Source organism: Coprococcus sp. BIOML-A2, from assembly GCF_009875795.1.
GTDB lineage: Bacteria > Bacillota > Clostridia > Lachnospirales > Lachnospiraceae > Coprococcus > Coprococcus aceti.
Map to the genome: position 1 here is coordinate 352,109 of NZ_WWSI01000002.1, position 19,088 is coordinate 371,196.

Here is a 19,088-nt window from a genome sequence, read left to right on the forward strand (position 1 = left end):
AAATGCATAAATATAAAAGGGCTGTGCTTTGAGGTATACCTCACGGTACAGTCCTTTTTAACGGTGGTTAAAGCATTTATCTGTTATATTTCACGAACGCTTGCCAGTGGCGGGCTTTGTGTATATAATGTATGCGGAATGCCTGTTATAATATGGGCGGATATTTGCAGATATACCGGAGAGTATACAAAAGGAGAGAAAGATGAAGGTTAGTGAATCAGGTTATACAAGAGAAGAACTTTTAGAGATAGTAGATACATATCTGGCAGAGCAGTCCAGAAGATGGGAATTCATAGAGGAGAAGGGCGATGGCATGTATGTGTACGCTGAGAACGGCGACAGATACCTCGACTTCTTCGCAGGAATAGCGGTAAGCAGCGCGGGAAATGCCAACAAGAAGGTTGCAAAGGCCATAGCTGACCAGGCGGCAAATGTAATACATGCATCAAACTATGCATATACACTTCCAATGATCCTCCTTGCAAAGAAGGTGTGCGACACCATAGGCATGGAGAAGATCGTGTTCCAGAACTCAGGAACAGAGGCAAATGAAGCCATGATCAAGATGGCTAGAAAGTACGGCGTGGACAATTACGGACCGGACAGATATAAGATCGTGACAGCGAAGAACAGCTTCCACGGAAGAACATACGGTGCACTGTCGGCAACAGGCCAGCCTGATTCGGCCTGCCACAAGGGATTTGCACCACTCCTTCCGGGATTCACATATGCAGAGTATAACAACCTTGAGGACTTCAAGAGCAAATGCGATGAGAACACCATAGGAATCATGGTAGAGCCTGTACAGGGCGAGGGTGGTGTATACCCTGCAGACCCTGAGTTCCTTAAAGGACTTCGTGAGTTCTGTGATGAGAAGAACATGCTCCTCATGTTCGACGAGGTTCAGACCGGATGGGGAAGAACCGGAGACATCATGGCATATATGACATATGGCGTAAAGCCTGACATGGTATCCATGGCAAAGGCCATCGGGGGCGGTATGCCTATAGGCGCGATGTGTACAAGCACCAAGATAGCAGCAGCATTTACACCTGGTGCCCACGGTTCAACATACGCAGCCAACCCTGTGTGCTGTGCAGCGGCGCTTGCAGAGATAGATGAGATACTGGATAACAAGCTCTACGAGAATGCAAAGGAAGTAGGAGCATACTTCATGGAGGAACTCAAGGCACTTCCTTGTGTCAAGGAGATCAGAGGACGTGGTCTTCTTATAGGCGTTGAGTTCAACAAGCCTATCGCATTTGAAGTAAAGCACAGAGCGTTTGAGAACAAGCTCCTCATAACAGCGGTAAGAGACAGCATCATAAGGATCGCACCTCCACTTATCGTTAAGAAGGAGCACTGTGACGAGGCTGTTAAGCTGCTCATCAAGTCTGTGACAGAAGCACTGCAGGAGCAGTAATACAGCGTGATCATATAGCAGAATAAGCATGAATCATAAAAGTAATATAGGAGACCATAATGGGAAGAAGTAAAGAAGAGATGGAGGGTGTGACCCTCCTTGGAAATAAAGACGTAAAGTACAGCATGGACTATGCACCTGAGATGCTCCAGACATTTGACAACAAGCATCCGGACAACGACTACTTTGTAAAGTTCAACTGTCCTGAGTTCACAAGCCTCTGTCCGATCACCGGACAGCCTGACTTCGCAACGGTGTACATATCATATGTGCCAGGCGAGAAGATGGTGGAGAGCAAGTCGCTGAAACTGTATCTATTCAGCTTCAGAAATCACGGAGACTTCCATGAGGACTGTATGAACATCATCATGAAGGATCTCATAAAACTGATGGATCCAAAGTACATCGAGGTGTGGGGTAAGTTCACACCGAGGGGAGGAATCTCCATAGACCCGTACTGCAATTACGGCAGACCGGGAACAAAGTGGGAGGAGGTTGCCTGGAACCGTCTGGCAAACCACGACCTCTACCCTGAGAAAGTTGACAATAGATAATTGGGTCTGAGCAGCACGCACGGACGGATAGGAGAATCATAATGGCGGATTACAGAGAGACTGTGGATTATATATTGGGTATTCCGCTTTTTGCACAGAAGATTGGCAAGGAGAACCTTTCCAGTCTTTTGTGCCGTTTGGGGAACCCTGAGAAGGCTGTTCCTGCGATACATGTGGCGGGAACCAACGGCAAGGGTAGCACATGCCGCGCTCTGGCGCAGATGCTTGCAGCCCGGGGATACAGAGTGGGATTGTTCATATCACCCCATCTCGTGTCCATAAACGAGAGAATACAGATAAATGGTACAAATATATCCGATGACGATTTTGTGTCGGCATTTGAGACCGTAAAGGGGCAGTTCATGGAGCACCCTTCGTTCTTCGAGGTCATGTTTGCCATGGCGGCGGTGTATTTCAGACAGCAGAAGTGTGACTTTGCCGTATACGAGACAGGAATGGGCGGAAGACTGGATGCGACAAATGTCCTGACGCCGGAGCTTACGATCATCACGTCGGTGGGAATGGATCACATGGAGTATCTTGGCGACACGATAGAGAAGATAGCTTATGAGAAGGCAGGCATCATCAAGCCGGGTGTTCCGGTGATATATTTCAGGCGGGATGAGGCGGCTGCGCGGGTCATAGAAGATACTGCCAAAGAGCGTGGAGCGGACATAATTCCGGTCGAAAAATCAGATTATATAATAAATCATTTGGGGAACAAAACCATTGATTTTTCATTGCATAATCGGTATTATAGTTATTGCAATTTACAGATACAGAAGACATCACTGTACCAGGTGGAGAATGTCAGCCTTGCCGTGACAGCATTCAGGATGCTCATGAAGAGGCGGAATGTACCGGAACAGGATATAGAGAAGACCGTGAGGAATGCACTCCTGCAGTTCTACTGGGAGGGCAGGATGGAGAAGATAGCTCCCCATATATATGTGGATGGTGCCCACAATGTGGAGGCTGTAAATGCATATATAGAGACCATGAACAGGCTTCATGGGGAATATGACAAGATACTGGTATTTGCGGCGGTGAAGGATAAGGAGTATGACTCCATGATACATTTGCTTGCCGGAAATATTACGTTTGGCAGGATAATAGTCACAAGCGTTGACAGCAGCAGAAAGGCGGATTCCGCAAAGCTGGCGGAGATATTCTCGGCGTGTACGGATACTCCGGTCATGGTCAGCGATGAGATTGACGATGCCATGGATATGGCAGTGGAGCTCAGAGGAGACAGAGAGAATACCAACATATACTGCGTTGGTTCCCTGTATCTGGTGGGCGGTGTCAAGAGATGGAGGAACAGACATGATCAATTTTGATGAAGAGATAAAGAGGTTTAAGCCGGCACTTGAACTTGACCAGGCAGAGGATGCAATATACAACAATGATCTCAAGGACATCATGGATGTCATGCAGGAGATGATGAGAGTTGCAAAGGAAGCAGAGAAGTAAAGAACACAGATTGGTCGGGAGATTAAGATATGGCAGATGTACTGAATTGTAAGCACTGCGGTGGAGCGATAGCCGTCACAGGCTACTGTACCAGGTGCGGACTGAAGATAGATTACGTGAACAAGGCTCTCAACTCGTCAAAGTACTATTACAACATAGGGCTTGATAAGGCGAGGGTCAGGGATATGTCAGGTGCGGAGGAGGCGCTCAAGCTGTCTCTGAAGTATGACAAGATGAATATAGATGCCCGGAACCTTCTTGGACTGGTGTACTATGAGACCGGAGAGATAGTTCAGGCGCTCAGCCACTGGGTAGTGAGTGTGAATTATTTTGACGGCAAGAATGTCGCCAAGAGATACATCAAGGAGATAAAATCCAACCCACACAGGCTGGAGGCGGTGAACAATGTAACCAGAAAGTATAATCAGGCGCTGGTATATGCGAAGCAGGGCAGCAAGGATCTTGCCTTTATACAGCTCAGAAAGGTACTTTCCGACAACAGCAGATTTATACAGGGGTACCTGCTCCTTGCACTTCTGTTCATCGACGAGGGAAGATATGACAAGGCTCGCAAGGCACTCAAGCGTGTCATCAAGATAGACAGGACAAATCCAGTGGCGGTCAGATATTTCAATGAGATGGGCCACACTGATGAGGAGATCATGAACTTCAGGGATTATCCGCAGGAGGACTACGATGTGGATTCTCTGTTCGTGGATGACCAGAAGAAGCTCATAGCCGGCAACAGCGAGGTGGATTTTGATGGGGATCCGATTCCGGTTGGAAGATACAAGGACATCAATTTCTACAAATATTCCATCGCTTATATCATAGCGGGAGTTGTTCTGGGACTTGCGGCCATGTGGACGCTCATCATCCCGCACAGGGATAAGGCGGCTGACAATTCAGAGAGAGACCTGAAGGTTACATTCAGTCAGGAGATAGCGGATAAGAACGTGGCCATATCGGAGCTCCAGTCACAGGTGGACAGCATGACCACCAAGCTCACAAATGCTGAGACTGAGGCGAAAAACCTTCAGACACAGATAGATAAGTATGGCGATTACGCTTCACAGGTTCTGTCGGATGACAATAAGGCAAGGGTACAGTCAGCGATCTATAAGTACGAGACCATGACATATGAGGCTGCCATAGATGATCTGAACAGAGTCCTTCAGGATACACCTAACAGCGATGTGGCACTGTTCTACAAGGCGATGTGTTATCTGAAGCTTTCTGATGATAACAATGCCACACTGGTATTTAACCAGCTTGTTGAGAACTGTCCGAACTCCGTATACTACACGGTTGCGTGTGATTATGCGGATGAAGATGCCATACAGGCGGGACTTGAAAAGAAGAATTCTGCAAGTACAGCCAGCACGAACACGGGCGACGGAACAGATACAACCGACAGATCAAGCACAGGTGACGAAACAGGTACGACCGACAGCACGGACACAGGTGACGGAACAGATACAACCGACAGCTCGTATACAGGTGATGGAACGGATACGACCGACAACACGTATACGGATGATGGAACAGGCACCATCGACAATACGTATACAGGTGACGGAACAGACACGACCGACAGTTCGTATACAGGCGATGGAACAGATACAACTGACGGACAGTAACGAAAGACAGAAAGACATATAAAAAGATTATAATTTATAGAAGGCACAAAAGAGACGGATAAGGATTAACCGTTTCTTTTGTGCCTTTTATTTTGTGACAGGGGGATTGAAGATGAATATCTACGAGAAAATGGGGGATACTATAATCGTATATATGCCCAGAGAGGTGGATGATTATGCGGCGGTGAAGGTGACCGCAGGGATAGACGGAGTATTTGCCGAGGAGGTGGTGAGACATGCCATATTTGATTTTGGCAGGACAACGTTCATGGACAGCTCGGGGATAGGACTTATAACGAGAAGGTACAGACAGCTCCACGACAGAGGGGGAAGCGTTGGGGTGATAAATGTAAATGCGAGAATGGACAGGATACTGCTCATGTCCGGTATATACAGGATCGCGACAAGGCTGGACAGCGGTGTCCGGGATGAGGCTGAGGATTGGACAGATAAAATATAGATAACGAGGAGAATGGTATGGATAAGAACAGATTGATCATGGAATTTGGCTGTGATGCCCGGAATGAGGCTGTGGCGAGAGTCGTGGTGGCGGCTATGCTGACGAGGACAAATCCGACACTCAGTGAGGTGGAGGATGTCAAGACGGCGGTGTCGGAGGCTGTCACGAATTCGATAATACACGGATATGGATCCGGGGAGGGAAGCATAATCCTGGAGGCATACATAGAGGAGCGCACCCTGTACATAACGATCACAGATCACGGCTGCGGCATAGAGAATGTCGACAGGGCAATGGAGCCGCTTTACACCACTGTCACGGACGGAAGCAGATCGGGCATGGGATTTTCATTTATGGAGGCTTTCATGGATGAGCTAAAGGTAGAATCCCGCGTGGGTGAGGGAACCGTGGTAAATATGAAGAAGATAATAGGAAAAAGTCAGGAGATATATTGATGGCGGATAATCATCGTTTGCTTGAACTTGCAAAAGATGGAGACAGAGATGCCAGAGATAAACTTGTGACGGACAATATGGGACTGGTGGTCAGCGTTGCCAGAAGATATGTGGGGAGAGGACAGGAACTTGAGGATCTTATACAGATAGGGCTTATAGGCCTTGTAAAGGCCATAGACAGGTTTGATATGGACTATGAGGTAAAACTGTCCACGTATGCGGTTCCACTCATTCAGGGGGAGATTAGACGCTTTCTCAGGGATGACGGAATGGTGAAGGTCAGCAGAAATCTTAAAACGATATACTACAGGGCAGACAGATACAGACACGAGGTCGAAAAAAACAGAGGGACTGAGCCGGGAATGGAGGAGATATGTGAGGCTATAGGAGCGACTCCTGAAGAGCTTGTGATGGCGATGGACGCGGCATCGGATGTGACATGCATAGATGATCTTCACGCGGAGATGTGCGGCACGGAAGATGGAGACCGCATCGTGGACAGGCTGTGTGTATCGCAGCTTCTGGACACGCTCACGCCGGATGAGAGAAAACTTGTGGTGTTGAGGTATTTTCAGGACAAGACGCAGGGACAGACAGGGCAGATCCTTGGCATGAGCCAGGTGCAGGTGAGCCGGCTTGAGAAAAAGATACTCGGAAGACTCAGATGGAAAATATTGGAGTAATATCAGCCATATACATGGACAGACTATTCTTAGAATATAAGAACAGGGGACATGTATATGGCTGAACTTTTGTATTTGAAACTGTCGGAGAGCTGTCTGGCGGAGAAGCGAAAAGTCAAAATAAAAGATGTGGCGACGGTGCTGAGCCCGAATCCCGATATAAAATACGGTGTTGAGAAGCTGGAGCTCATGAGCTTTTCCGGAAGCAAGGAGCAGCAGGTCATATCGGTGATGTACATTCTGCAGGTGATACAGGAGCACTACCCGGACTGCCAGACACAGACCATAGGGGCAACGGACGTGGTTGTGTATTACAGGACATATGACACCAGCGACAAAGTAAAGCAGTTCTTCAAATTCCTGATGATATGCTTCATCGCATTTTTCGGAGCAGGCTTTTCCATCATGTCGTACAACTCGGATGTCAATATGGTTGGACAGCTTGACGTCATGCACAACATATTTGTGGGGCAGGGCAGGGATGCCTATCCTGTGGCGGGAATAGCATATTCCCTGGGGCTCTTCATCGGTATAATCGTATTTTTCAATCACGGTGCAAAGAAAAAATTCTCTGATGATCCTACACCGCTTCAGGTTCAGATGAGACAGTATGAACAGGAGGTCAACCAGACAGTCATAACGGATGCCTCCAGAAAGAAGGCGGAGAGAGATGCTGATTAGATACGCTATGCTTGCCATAGCCTGCTTTGCCAGCGGTGTGGCCATATCGGGCGGGTATTTTGCATTTATATCCATGATAGGAATATTCCCAAAGCTTCTTGAGAAGGTAAAGGGGGCAAGGCATTATCTGCTCATAGAGTGTCTGCTGGCATATGGTGCGGCACTGGCAAATCTGATATATGTATTTAAAATATCGGTTCCGGTGACATGGGTGGGATATACCATCATATGTCTGTTCGGAGGGATATTTGTGGGATGCCTGGCGGGGGCGCTTACGGAGGTGCTGAATGTCATTCCGATCGCAGCCAGAAGATTCAGTGTGAGAAGGAATTTCCCTTATGTCATATACGGCCTTGCCGCGGGAAAACTGGTGGGCTCGGTGCTGAGTGTCGTTCTGGGCATGTGATAAAGTCAAAATTATTTTGTGTGAAATGGAGGTATTTGTTATGAAGTTTGAACCTACAGAGAGTGATTACAATGAATATGTGGAGCTTGTGACACCCACATCAAGCGTTCCGAGAAACTGCCTGTGGGCGTTTCTTGTGGGAGGCGTGATCTGCACGATAGGGCAGGGGATATTTGACTTGCTGGTACACTTTGACGTGAAGGAGGATGAGGCGTATGCGTATGTATCGCTGATACTCGTCCTCGCAAGTGTCATCCTCACAAGTCTGAATCTATACAAGAAGATAGCGAAGTACGGCGGAGCAGGAGCACTTGTGCCGATCACAGGATTTGCAAATGGTGTGTGTGCGCCCATAGTGGAATTCCAGACTGAGGGTGAAGTGTTCGGAAAGGGCGTGAAGGCGTTCACCATAGCGGGGCCTGTTATACTGTACGGTATATTTACAAGCTGGCTGCTCGGTGTTATATATTGGATAGTCTCAATATGGTGAAATGGGGTTTATTAAATTAAAAATCGACATATTTTCCCCACATCGGTTGACAATATTTGAAAAAATAACATAATGGGTATAGATTGGGACAAAAGAAGAAAGACAGGAGAAATGCTGACATGAAGAGGCTTATGACAGTCAATCTGGCACCTGAGCAGAAGAGTGCAGTACAGGATATATGCAGTGACATAGGTGCGGAGTGCGTTGACATTCAGAGAAAGCATTACGGTATGAAGGTCGGAAGTCTGTGCGACACGGCTGACATATCTGGCTGTGGAGATGAGACCAGACAGACGGAAGATCTCAGTATGGATATGCTCATATTTGACGGAGTGAGCAGCAAAGAACTTGATATATTTCTTGAAAGGTATAAGAAGACCGGGCTTCCGGCAGTAAGGCTGAAGTCGGTAGTGACACGGAGCAACAGGGAGTGGACTGTACAGCAGCTCTACTCGGAGCTTGCAAAGGAATATCTATTCTACAGGATGAGGGGAATGTAGATGGCAGACGAAAGAAGAAACGGACATACAACTGAAAATAGACTTGCGCAGAACAGGCAGAGAGCTTCAGGACGTTCAGGACGGCGTGCATCTGAGCAGTGGAGGAAGAGACAGCAGCGATACAGAGTGATAAGCTGGATACTCACGGCGGTGTTCATGGTGATATTTTATGCGCTAATATGTGCGTGTGTGGGCAACAGAAAGCTGTACAAAAAGACCACCATAAACGGATTAGACGTTGGCGGAATGAAATCTGCGGAGGCGGCAAAGAGCATAAATGACCAGTTCAGACGCGATTACAGCAGTGTGGGCATACAGGTGAAGCTGGATGACAAGACTTACACCCTGGATGTGTCGGCGGCGCTGGATATGGATTCTGAGAAGTCTGTGCAGAAGATACAGGATGACTCACACAGCTTCTGGAGAAGAGGCTATGGGCTTCTGGAATCATGGACACTTGGAAGCAGCTATGATATTTATCCATATATAGGCGACAGCGGCATCATAACGACCGCCATCGAGAGCAGTGATATGATGAAGGTCGATCTGGATATAGAGGATGGATACAGGATAGAGGACAAGAACCTCATTGTGACAAAGGGAAAGGGCAGCTACAGGATAGACACAGACAAGCTGGTAACCCGCATAAAGAAGCAGATAGCAAAAGGAGACTATGGCACTGTGGTGGAATGTCCTGTCGTGTCTGCTGACGTGGATCTGGACGAGGTATACAAAAAGGTACATTGTGAGCCGCAGAATCCAACGCTTGACCCGGACAAGAACTACGAGGTAGTTGAGGCCAAGGACGGTGTGAACTTTGATCTGGAGGCGGCAAAGAAGAGCCTTGAATCTGCCAAGAAGGGAACGGATGTGAGCATCCCGCTCACATACACCCCGGCGGATATGAGTACGGAAGAATACAGGAAGATGCTGTTCAGAGACGAGATGAGTTCATACAGCACAGAGGTTGAGGGTTCAGAGAACAGAAAGACAAATGTCAAGCTGGCGGCGCAGTATTGCGATGGAACCATACTCATGCCGGGAGAGTCATTTTCATATAACCTCGGAGTCGGAGAGCTCACCGAGGAGAGAGGCTTCCTTCCGGGCCCATCATATGCTGACGGACAGTCAGTCATGGACATGGGCGGTGGAATATGTCAGGTGTCATCCACCATGTACATGGCGTGCCTGTATGCGAATCTCGAGATAGATGAGAGACATTGTCATCCATACCCTTCATCGTATGTTCCTGCGGGACTTGACGCCACTGTGGCGTGGGGCGGATGTGACTTTGTATTTACAAATGACACGGATTACCCGATAAAGATAAGCACAAGCTACGATGGATATTCCACATCATGTACGATATGGGGCACCATCACGGAGCCGTTCAGCGTGGAGCTCTACACGGAGACCGTTGAGACAGAGCCATATGAGACCAAGTATGAGCTGGACAAGAGTCTTGGCAAGGATGAGCAGGTGCTTGACACAGTGGGAATAGAGGGCCTTACAGTGCAGTCCTACAGAAGAGTGTATGACGGCGATGGAAATGTCATATCGGACAATCCTGAGGCGACAAGCGTGTACTCTAAGCGTGACGAAGTGTACAAGGTAGGAAAGCTTCCAAAGGACAAGGATAAAGACAAAGATAAGGATCAGAACAAAGATAAGAGTGACAGCTCAGACACAGATAAGAAGACGACTGAGTCTGAGTCAGATACTCAGGAAGAGTAGCTGCCGGCTACTCCTCAATGTCGTCTGAGTCGTCCTCTCTGATCCTTATAAGGCCTTCCAGGAATCCCGGTTCCTTGGTCTTTATCTCCTGGTTGGTGTAGAGATTGACATAGTGAGGGCGGAGCTTTGAGTAGATGATCTTCTGCTCGTTGTACAGGCTGTAATAGCCGGACAGCATGTAGCTGACGGCACATCCTATGGTGAACAGAAGTATTCCGTGCGCTCCGAACAACTCTATGCTCAGGAACAGAGATGTAAGAGGACAGTTTACCACGCCACAGAAGAAGCACACCATTCCTAGGGCAGCGGCAAAGCCCGGGTCGAGTCCCATGAGTCCACCCATGACGCATCCAAATGTGGCACCGACGAAGAACGATGGAACGATCTCACCGCCTCGGAATCCACAGCCTATTGTTATGGCGGTAAACAGCGCCTTGAGAAGGAAAGCCGTTGGTTTTGCCTCTCCGTTGAGCGCCTGGGCGATGATGTTCATACCGGTTCCGTTGTAGTCGGTGGTGTTGAGTATTATGTTGAGCAGGACGAGCATCACGCCTCCTGCGAATACGCGCACATACTGGTTCTTGAAATATTTGCGGAAAAGCTTGTGCACAATGTTCATGAATATACAGAATAGACTGCTGAGCACTGCGCACAGGATAGCCAGACCGATGACCTTGATCACCAAAGGCACATCCACGGATGTCGGCATGCCGGCTATATTGTAGTGGTCGTGTACAACGTGAAGCTTTTTCGTTATTGCGTATGCGATGACTGACGAGAACAGACAAGGCACAAATGCGCAGTAGTAGAGGATGCCGATACTTATGACCTCCATACTGAAAAGTGCAGCCGTTATTGGCGTTCCAAACAGTGCCGAAAAGACAGCGCTCATACCGCACAGTGTGAGTATGTGCTTGTCGCTGTCATCCAGCTTGAACAGCTTGCCTATAGAGACACCGATGCTTCCACCTATCTGAAGGGCGGCACCTTCCCGGCCGGATGAACCTCCAAAGAGGTGTGTAATGACCGTCGATATGAAGATCAGCGGAGCCATACGGGAAGGAATCTCGTCCTCCACACTTCTTATGGAACCGATGACAAGATTGGTTCCCTTGGAATGTCTTATTCCACAGATCCTGTATATAAATACGATCACGATTCCCGCAAGCGGCAGAAAATATATTATCATATGATTGTTCTCACGGAAGCCGGTGGCGTACTCTACGCATATATGAAAAGCTGTTCCGACAAGCCCGCATATCGTTCCCATTATCAGTGAAAAAACTATCCATTTGAAAAAAGTCGTAGCATATCTGACACATCTGCTAAAACAGTTTACCCAGTATTCCTTTGTAAATTCCACGGCGATTCTCCATTCCTTTTTCTTTGTAAAGCAACTTTAGTAATGTTAAAGCAAATAAATGAATTTGTCCAGTGCTGAGATTAACAAAAACTACCATTATAATCTGCAGTGCATAAGGGAATTATAGTAACAGTTACATTTATCCATATAAGGGAGTTGCATGATATGAATGAGAAAAAAGGAAAACAGAGCATAAAATTTGGCAATCCCCCATATATACTGGGGGCAGCAGCGGTGGCGGGGCCGAAGGAGATAGACGGCCCCATGGCGAGATATTTTGACAGAGTGAGCGAGGATGCAACATTTGGCAAAGATTCCTGGGAGGAAGGCGAGAGTGAGATGGTGCGTCAGGCGGTGACCCTTGCCATACAGAAGGCGGGAATAGTCAAGCAGGATATAAGGTATATATTTGCCGGGGATCTGCTGGGACAGCTCATAGCGTCGACATTTGGAATCAAGGATATGGAGATACCGGTGTTCGGTCTGTATGGTGCGTGCTCGACGTGCGGGGAGGCACTGTCGCTTGCGTCCATGACTGTGGCGGCGGGGTATGCGGACAACGTCATTGCGGAGGCGTCAAGCCACTATGGAAGTGCGGAGAAGCAGTTCCGTTTTCCCTTGGAATATGGAAATCAGCGTCCCCTGTCAGCTACCTGGACGGTCACGGGAAGTGGTGCCTTTGTGGTGTCGGACAGAGAGTCGGATGTATGTATTCATGGAGTCACCACAGGGCAGATAGTAGATTATGGAGTGAAGGATTCTCTCAATATGGGAGCGTGTATGGCACCCGCTGCGGCTGCTGTCATATATCAGAATCTTCAGGACTTTGGAATAAAGCCATCATACTATGACAGGATAATAACCGGTGATCTCGGCAAGGTAGGCAAGAAGATACTGGAGGATCTGCTGAGCATGAACAATGTGGATATATCGGCAAATCATATGGACTGCGGTATAGAGATATTTGACAACGAGGAACAGGATACCCACTCGGGCGGATCGGGCTGTGGCTGCTCGGCGACTGTTCTTGCCGGATATATATTGAAGAAGGTGAGCTCCGGGGAGTGGAAGAGAGTGTTGTTTGTTCCGACTGGAGCACTGCTTTCCACCGTGAGCTATAACGAGGGGCAGACCATACCGGGGATAGCCCATGCGGTCATGATAGAGCATCACGAAAAGAAAGGAGAGTAGATGTAAATGGATTATGTAAAAGCGTTTGTGGTTGGCGGAATAATATGTGTCCTTGCCCAGATATTGATGGATAAGACCAAGCTCCTTCCGGGAAGGATAATGGTCATACTCGTCTGTACGGGAGTTGTGCTTGGAGCTCTTGGAATATACAAGCCGCTTCTGGAATTTGCACAGTGCGGAGCGTCGGTGCCGCTCACAGGATTTGGATATAATCTGTGGAAGGGTATAACCGAGGCGGTTGATAAGGATGGATTTATCGGACTGTTCCGCGGAGGTTTCCAGATGGCTGCGGTTGGAAGTTCGGCTGCACTGATATTCGGATATATGGCATCGCTGATATTCAAGCCGAAGATGACAAAATAGAAATAGAAGACAGGCAGATATAAAAAGCCCCACCATACATTGAATTGTATGATGGGGCTTTCCGTCATTGAGTTGTATCGGTTGAATCATCCGAGCTTGGTTCCTCGGTTGTGGTTATCTCTGTTGAAGAGGTAGGTTCCTCTGACGTAGGTTCCTCGGTTGTAGGTTCCTCAGTCGTTGTAGGCTCCTCCGTTGTTGTATCATCCGTTGTATCCTCCGATGTATCCTCGGTTGTCGTTGTTGCCTTGGTAGTTTTCTTTGTATCCTTCTTCTTGCCGTGGATGTTACAGTGCTCCTTGAGGAGTGATTCATCCCATGTGTAACCCTCAAGAACATATTCACCATCATCATTCAGCTTGTAGATGAAGGTTGTAGTCTCAGGACATTCCTTGTTGGCAAGCATGTGTGATTCGTTACATACGACAACCTTCTTGACACCTGGACAGTACTTTGTAGGAATCTTGGATGCGTCAAAGTAATCTGTTACGGTAGGACATCCATTCGATGGAAGAAGTCCTGTATCCGAACATACAGTGGCCTGTACGATTCCGTCCGGCATCTCAAATGTAGCCGATGTATCAAGTCCCTTCTTCTCAATGACCTGATCCATGATATCTCTCCACATATAGCACTTGATAGAACCAGGGCTGTATGTGATGTTCTCATCATTTCCAAGCCATATAGAAGCTGTGTAGTATGGGTTATAACCACAGAACCAGTTATCAAAGTCTCCTGATGTGGTACCTGTCTTACCTGCTGTATACATACCTGTGTAAGAGTTGGCACCTGAACCGGTACCTCCTGTTACAACGTCGTGCATGGCACTTGTGAGAAGCCATGCTGTCTGCTCTGATATGACACGTGTCTTCTCAGGCTCCCTGTTGTCTATCAGAAGATTGCCTTCATGGTCGTAAACCTCTGAGTAGAACACAGGCTTTATATAATTACCACCGTTGGCGATGGTTGCATATGCAGCTGTGATCTCTAGGTTGGTAATACCATTTGTCAGACCACCAAGTGCAAGTGACTGGTTGATATCTGACAGGATGAGACCATCGCTGTCTGTCTTTCTCTCAACAAGAGTTGTAAATCCAAGCTTCAGCAGATAATCATATGCGAGCTGTGGAGTTACGTCTGTGATACACTTTACAGCTATGATATTCATAGACTCCATGATAGCATATCTTATAGTTTTAGGTCCCCAGTATCCGCCGTACCAGTTAAATACCTGATTACCATTCTCATAGTAGTAAGGTGCATCATCGTATACGGTGGCAAGAGACATGTTGCACGCGTCCAGTGCAGGAAGGTATGTGGCAACTATCTTGAAGCAAGAACCAGGCTGTCTGGTAGCCTCAGTTGCACGGTTGAATGATCTGTTCTCAGTTTTCTCTCCACGGCCTCCGACAAGTGCCTTGACCTGACCGGTGTTCTGGTCCATGAGAGTGAATGATACCTGTGGCTGTATGACAAGCTTGAATGTCTCCATGAAGACTTCGTCGCCGGTCTCGGCAACCATGGCATCCCTGAACTCGTCAGCCGCTGCACGGGCTTCATCCTCACTGTAATATCTTGCACTATAATCGTAGCCCTGCTGTTCAGCAAACCAGCTCTCGAGATTCTCTACACTGTAGTTTGTCTGGACCTTTGTCTCCTTGTCAGCAAGAGTGAGAGCGTAGTTGAGCTGATATACAGGCTCAGGCCAGTAGGATGTATCATTTACAACTGAGTCAGCGATCTCCTGGATCTCAGGATCCTGACAAACGATGACCTTGAGTCCGCCTGACCAGATCAGTGACTCTGCCTCGTCCTCTGAGTAGCCCTTGGCAACCAGATCATTCTGAAGCTGCTTGATGACCTCGTCAGTGTAGTAGGAGTTGACCTCTGTCTTCTGCTCCTTTTCTTCCTTCTTAGATACGGAAGCGATACGCTTGTAAACATTATCGTTTATTGCCTCGTCATACTGTGCCTGTGTTATATACTCCAGATCCAGCATATATTTCAAAACCTGGGTTCTTCTGGATTTGTTGTCATCAGGCGACAGAAGAGGATCGTATTTGGTAGGGTTCTGCGGAATTGCTGCGAGCACGGCACACTCAGATACCGATAACTGGCTGAGCTCCTTGCCGAAGTAAGTCTTGGCAGCAGTCTCAACACCGTAGCAGCCCTCTCCGAGATATATGGTGTTCAGATAATACTCGACTATCGACTTCTTGTCGATCTTCTTCTCCATATCCACAGCCAGATACTGCTCCTGAACCTTACGTTCGAGCTTATCAAGGAAGGTTGACTCATTCAGTCCGACGTTGAACACGTTGTTCTTGATAAGCTGCTGTGTAAGAGTGGAAGCACCCTCATCGAAGTCTCCGCTTTTGAGACCCTTTATAAATGCTCTGGCGATACCCTGTACATCGATTCCGTTGTGCTCCCAGAAACGTCTGTCCTCTATAGCGACAAATGCATTCACAAGATCCTCAGGAATAGAGTCGTAATACACATACTCTCGGTTGGAGTTGGAATTGGCAAGTGTCGTGATCTCCTTTCCATTCTGGTATACAAGAGTTGTCTTGTATCCCTTAGGTATGAGAGCGTCAGCGTTGATGTTCGGCGTGTCATCCAGAATACCCTTGAGGGCTCCAAATCCGGCTCCGACACCGACTATCACAATGGCGAGCACCAGCACCAGTATAATCTTAAACACAGAAATGTTAAGCTTACGCCGGTTTCTTGGAAGCTTGGATACCAGCTCCTTCTGAGCCTTCACCGCTCCCTTCTTAGTAAAATCCATAAAAAGACCTCCTTAAAACCTGGGGGATAGATCCCCGCTATTTAATTGTAAAAGTAAATTCTAAATAAGGGCAGACTACTGCCGTTAATATACACTTCAAATTAGTATATCAAATAACAGTATAATAATAAAGAAAAAAATATTGCAACAAAACAAAAATTAATAAACGTGAACGAAAAAATCAGAAAGAGTAAATTGACAACGGTATGATTCAAAAGCATAATAAATATAAAAAAGTGCAGAATAAACAGGAGAAGATATATGTTTGCATCAATAGACGAAGCGGTTGAATACTGGAAGGACGAGCTGTCATATGTGGACGACGCAAAGGTGACAGGATATGTGGGAGGCTACCCGGTGGTGGAATTTACCATCAACAAAGCCGCCTGGGGACTTGTTAAGGACAAGAAGAAATTTGGAAGGATCGTAAGATCATCAGAGATGGAGGGCGGAATAGAAGTCGGTGTGTCGACATGCTTTTATCAGACGGCATCCCTGGAGTGGGAGCCACCTGTCCTCAGGGTGTGCGGATATCCTGAAGTGATCAACAGAATACTTGGCAAGGTAATGTAAGATTTACCGTGGAATGCCCCGGCGGATACATAAAAATGCATCCGCCGGGGTATTTTATTATACATGTAATGGGTTATGTAAGGAGGACGCATATGAACAGGGAGATACGTACGGATCTTGCGATAGAGCTCAGAGAAAATGTAGCCGACAGGAGAAATATGCCTGGGGTCAAGGTGAAGACGGTGGTGAATGAGGACAGGAGCATCAAGACCACCACCATAACGGTGCTGGATGAGATAGGGGAGAAAAATCTGGGAAAGGCAAAGGGACAATATATAACGATAGAGTGTTCCAAGCTTAAGGAATATGAGGAGTCCATACATGAACCTCTGAGGGCGGAGCTTGAGGGCAGACTCAGGGAGCTCATGGGGCATGCGGGAAATATACTGGTGGTCGGACTTGGCAACAGGCAGGTCACCCCGGATTCCATAGGCCCGCTGGTCATAGACAATCTGTATGTGACAAGGCACCTGGACACTCCGGGAAAGCCAGATCTGGTCATGAGTGCCATATGTCCGGGAGTCATGGCACAGACCGGAATAGAGACTGTGGATATAGTCAGGGGAATATGCGATGAGATAGACGTGGAGATCGTGGTTGCAATAGACGCCCTGGCGGCCAGAAGCAGCAAGAGACTCGGATGCACCATCCAGCTCACGGATACAGGTATAAGCCCCGGCTCCGGTGTCGGCAACAACAGAAAGACACTGAGCTCAGACAACCTTGGCAGACGCGTGATCGCAGTCGGTGTTCCGACAGTCATCTCCGTTCCATCCATCATAGACGATTCGCTGGATGAGGTGGCTGATGCATTTAACGAGACCTACGGGCGCAGGATCATGAGGGAGTTCACGGAGAAGCAGAGATACCAGATAGCGTGCAATCTTCTGGACGAGGATATGGCGGATATGTTCGTGACCCCGAAAAATATAGACGAGCTAGTGCGCCGCATCAGCTTTACGATATCTGAGGCGATAAATGCCATAGCGATGTAGAGAAAAATACAGGGAATCATTTGGCACGTACACTCATATATTTGAATAATGGATAACAGAGGCCATAGCATATTCAAAAGGGGTGGAAATGTATGTCGGACAGAAAGCTTCATACGAAGACTGTGTATATACTTGCGTGGGTGATTCTGGTGTGCGCGGGGATATTGATAAAGACCGGGATAACTGATGATGTGTGGAAGCTGGTGTATAGCGGGATATATGGCAGTTCTTCGGGTGAAACAGGCGAGAGTATATACAGCCCCGGTGCGGCTGAGCCGGATGTGTACTGTTACATGGATTACTGGGAATCCCAGGTCAGGGAGGTGTGCGAGGAGGGCAGGACATACCAGACGGAGGATGCGGATTCCGAAGGTGAGGCATCATCGCAGGCGGAGACTTCAGAGACTTCTGCGCCTGCCAGCACTGAGACCACAGAAGCTGCGCAGAGATCCGCTGATGCCAGGACTGTGTCGGCCATGGCGGATATAATGAGCTCTTATATAGGTATGGACGCAGATACACTCCTTTCATATTGTTATAACGCCACATACCCTAAGTGCGTAAAAAAAGACGAGCTGGATGCGGAAAATCTGCTCGGCAAAGATCTGTCGCTGGATATGGATACGGGCGGATACAAAGTTCTGATATATCATACCCACAGCTCCGAGGCATTTGCGGACTCAAGACCGGGCGAGGTGGACGACACGGTGATAGGACTTGGCAACCGCCTGGCGGAGATACTCACGGATACATATGGCATACCGGTGTACCACGACACCACGGCATATGACATGATGACAGGGGTTCTTGACAGGAACGCTTCCTATGATTATTCGAGGGAAGGTGTGTCACAGATACTTAAGGACAATCCTGAGATAGAGGTCATCATAGATCTCCACAGGGATGGTGTGCCGGATGACACACATCTGGTTACAGATGTGGATGGAAAGCCCACAGCACAGATCATGCTGTTAAATGGCATGTGCCGTGACGAGGATGGCAACGATGTGGACTATTGGAGCAATGACAACAAGGTCGACAACATGGCATTTGCACTTCAGACCTATCTGGCGGGCAGGGCAAATTACGGCGACATGATGCGCAAGATATACATAAGTACGAGCCGGTACAACATGGATCTCATGCCGCACGCCATGCTGGCAGAGATAGGCGCACAGACTAACACGGTGGAGGAGGAATACAACGCCATCGAACCATTTGCCGCAATGCTTGCAAAGGTGCTCCTGAAGTGAGGATTAAGTGGCATATTGGCACTTGCAGTTATATGCTCATACATGTTATATTAACGTCAAATG

At 47.9% G+C, this 19,088-nt stretch carries 20 protein-coding genes; 18 read left to right on the top strand and 2 right to left on the bottom strand.

What is annotated here, in order from left to right:
- Positions 1 to 202: 202 nt before the first annotated feature.
- The 13 genes from GT575_RS05910 (at position 203) to GT575_RS05965 (ending at position 10,499) form a co-directional block, all read left to right on the top strand.
- The gene (locus GT575_RS05910) at positions 203 to 1,423 is read left to right on the top strand and encodes an aspartate aminotransferase family protein (RefSeq protein WP_015533159.1); all 1,221 of its coding nucleotides are present in this window, start codon (positions 203 to 205) and stop codon (positions 1,421 to 1,423) included.
- 59 nt (positions 1,424 to 1,482) lie between these two features.
- Positions 1,483 to 1,977: a preQ(1) synthase gene (gene queF / locus GT575_RS05915; protein WP_015533158.1), complete on the top strand. Its 495-nt coding sequence runs from the start codon at positions 1,483 to 1,485 to the stop codon at positions 1,975 to 1,977.
- 41 nt (positions 1,978 to 2,018) lie between these two features.
- Complete coding sequence (locus GT575_RS05920) at positions 2,019 to 3,317, top strand: bifunctional folylpolyglutamate synthase/dihydrofolate synthase (protein ID WP_161171699.1); 1,299 nt, start codon at positions 2,019 to 2,021, stop codon at positions 3,315 to 3,317.
- The gene (locus tag GT575_RS14905; RefSeq protein WP_015533156.1) at positions 3,304 to 3,450 is read left to right on the top strand and encodes a hypothetical protein; all 147 of its coding nucleotides are present in this window, start codon (positions 3,304 to 3,306) and stop codon (positions 3,448 to 3,450) included. The genes GT575_RS05920 and GT575_RS14905 overlap by 14 nt, the downstream gene beginning before the upstream one ends.
- Positions 3,451 to 3,479: 29 nt before the next feature.
- Complete coding sequence (locus tag GT575_RS05925; RefSeq protein WP_015533155.1) at positions 3,480 to 5,090, top strand: tetratricopeptide repeat protein; 1,611 nt, start codon at positions 3,480 to 3,482, stop codon at positions 5,088 to 5,090.
- Positions 5,091 to 5,202: 112 nt separating this feature from the next.
- On the top strand, positions 5,203 to 5,550 hold the full coding sequence (locus GT575_RS05930; protein ID WP_161171700.1) for an anti-sigma factor antagonist: 348 nt from the start codon (positions 5,203 to 5,205) through the stop codon (positions 5,548 to 5,550).
- A gap of 17 nt (positions 5,551 to 5,567) precedes the next feature.
- Positions 5,568 to 6,005: an anti-sigma F factor gene (gene spoIIAB / locus GT575_RS05935; RefSeq protein WP_015533153.1), complete on the top strand. Its 438-nt coding sequence runs from the start codon at positions 5,568 to 5,570 to the stop codon at positions 6,003 to 6,005.
- Complete coding sequence (locus GT575_RS05940) at positions 6,005 to 6,688, top strand: sigma-70 family RNA polymerase sigma factor (protein ID WP_055223915.1); 684 nt, start codon at positions 6,005 to 6,007, stop codon at positions 6,686 to 6,688. Before spoIIAB ends, GT575_RS05940 begins: the two co-directional genes overlap by 1 nt.
- A 57-nt stretch (positions 6,689 to 6,745) precedes the next feature.
- The gene (locus GT575_RS05945) at positions 6,746 to 7,369 is read left to right on the top strand and encodes a stage V sporulation protein AA (protein WP_015533150.1); all 624 of its coding nucleotides are present in this window, start codon (positions 6,746 to 6,748) and stop codon (positions 7,367 to 7,369) included.
- Positions 7,359 to 7,775: a stage V sporulation protein AB gene (locus tag GT575_RS05950; RefSeq protein ID WP_055223917.1), complete on the top strand. Its 417-nt coding sequence runs from the start codon at positions 7,359 to 7,361 to the stop codon at positions 7,773 to 7,775. The genes GT575_RS05945 and GT575_RS05950 overlap by 11 nt, the downstream gene beginning before the upstream one ends.
- A 40-nt stretch (positions 7,776 to 7,815) precedes the next feature.
- Positions 7,816 to 8,265, top strand: coding sequence for a SpoVA/SpoVAEb family sporulation membrane protein (locus GT575_RS05955; RefSeq protein WP_117548724.1), 450 nt, complete (start codon positions 7,816 to 7,818; stop codon positions 8,263 to 8,265).
- A 119-nt stretch (positions 8,266 to 8,384) separates the two neighbouring features.
- Positions 8,385 to 8,765: a DUF3783 domain-containing protein gene (locus GT575_RS05960; protein ID WP_161171701.1), complete on the top strand. Its 381-nt coding sequence runs from the start codon at positions 8,385 to 8,387 to the stop codon at positions 8,763 to 8,765.
- A complete protein-coding gene (locus tag GT575_RS05965; protein ID WP_161171702.1) occupies positions 8,766 to 10,499 on the top strand; it encodes a VanW family protein in 1,734 nt (577 codons plus the stop codon).
- A 7-nt stretch (positions 10,500 to 10,506) separates the two neighbouring features.
- Here GT575_RS05965 and GT575_RS05970 read toward each other — a convergent pair whose 3' ends face one another.
- Positions 10,507 to 11,862, bottom strand: coding sequence for a chloride channel protein (locus GT575_RS05970; protein WP_330577031.1), 1,356 nt, complete (start codon positions 11,860 to 11,862; stop codon positions 10,507 to 10,509).
- Between the two features lie 165 nt (positions 11,863 to 12,027).
- Here GT575_RS05970 and spoVAD point away from each other — a divergent pair, with 165 nt between their 5' ends.
- Both spoVAD and spoVAE read left to right on the top strand, forming a co-directional pair.
- Complete coding sequence (spoVAD, locus tag GT575_RS05975; protein ID WP_161171703.1) at positions 12,028 to 13,053, top strand: stage V sporulation protein AD; 1,026 nt, start codon at positions 12,028 to 12,030, stop codon at positions 13,051 to 13,053.
- A gap of 6 nt (positions 13,054 to 13,059) precedes the next feature.
- Positions 13,060 to 13,416 carry a stage V sporulation protein AE gene (gene spoVAE / locus GT575_RS05980; RefSeq protein WP_161171704.1) on the top strand — a complete coding sequence of 119 codons (357 nt, stop codon included), beginning with the start codon at positions 13,060 to 13,062 and terminating at the stop codon, positions 13,414 to 13,416.
- A gap of 64 nt (positions 13,417 to 13,480) precedes the next feature.
- Here the strand turns inward: spoVAE and GT575_RS05985 are convergent, their stop codons facing one another.
- Positions 13,481 to 16,204 carry a transglycosylase domain-containing protein gene (locus GT575_RS05985; protein ID WP_055272692.1) on the bottom strand — a complete coding sequence of 908 codons (2,724 nt, stop codon included), beginning with the start codon at positions 16,202 to 16,204 and terminating at the stop codon, positions 13,481 to 13,483.
- Between the two features lie 261 nt (positions 16,205 to 16,465).
- Here GT575_RS05985 and GT575_RS05990 point away from each other — a divergent pair, with 261 nt between their 5' ends.
- The 3 genes from GT575_RS05990 to GT575_RS06000 all read left to right on the top strand — a co-directional run bounded on the left by GT575_RS05990 (position 16,466) and on the right by GT575_RS06000 (position 19,025).
- Entirely contained in the window at positions 16,466 to 16,777 is a 312-nt protein-coding gene (locus GT575_RS05990) for a hypothetical protein (RefSeq protein WP_015533142.1), read from the top strand.
- A 92-nt stretch (positions 16,778 to 16,869) separates the two neighbouring features.
- Positions 16,870 to 17,772, top strand: coding sequence for a GPR endopeptidase (gpr, locus tag GT575_RS05995; protein WP_015533141.1), 903 nt, complete (start codon positions 16,870 to 16,872; stop codon positions 17,770 to 17,772).
- A 92-nt stretch (positions 17,773 to 17,864) separates the two neighbouring features.
- Positions 17,865 to 19,025 (top strand): stage II sporulation protein P, encoded by a 1,161-nt coding sequence (locus tag GT575_RS06000; RefSeq protein WP_015533140.1) that lies wholly within the window; start codon positions 17,865 to 17,867, stop codon positions 19,023 to 19,025.
- The last annotated feature ends 63 nt before the right edge of the window (positions 19,026 to 19,088 follow it).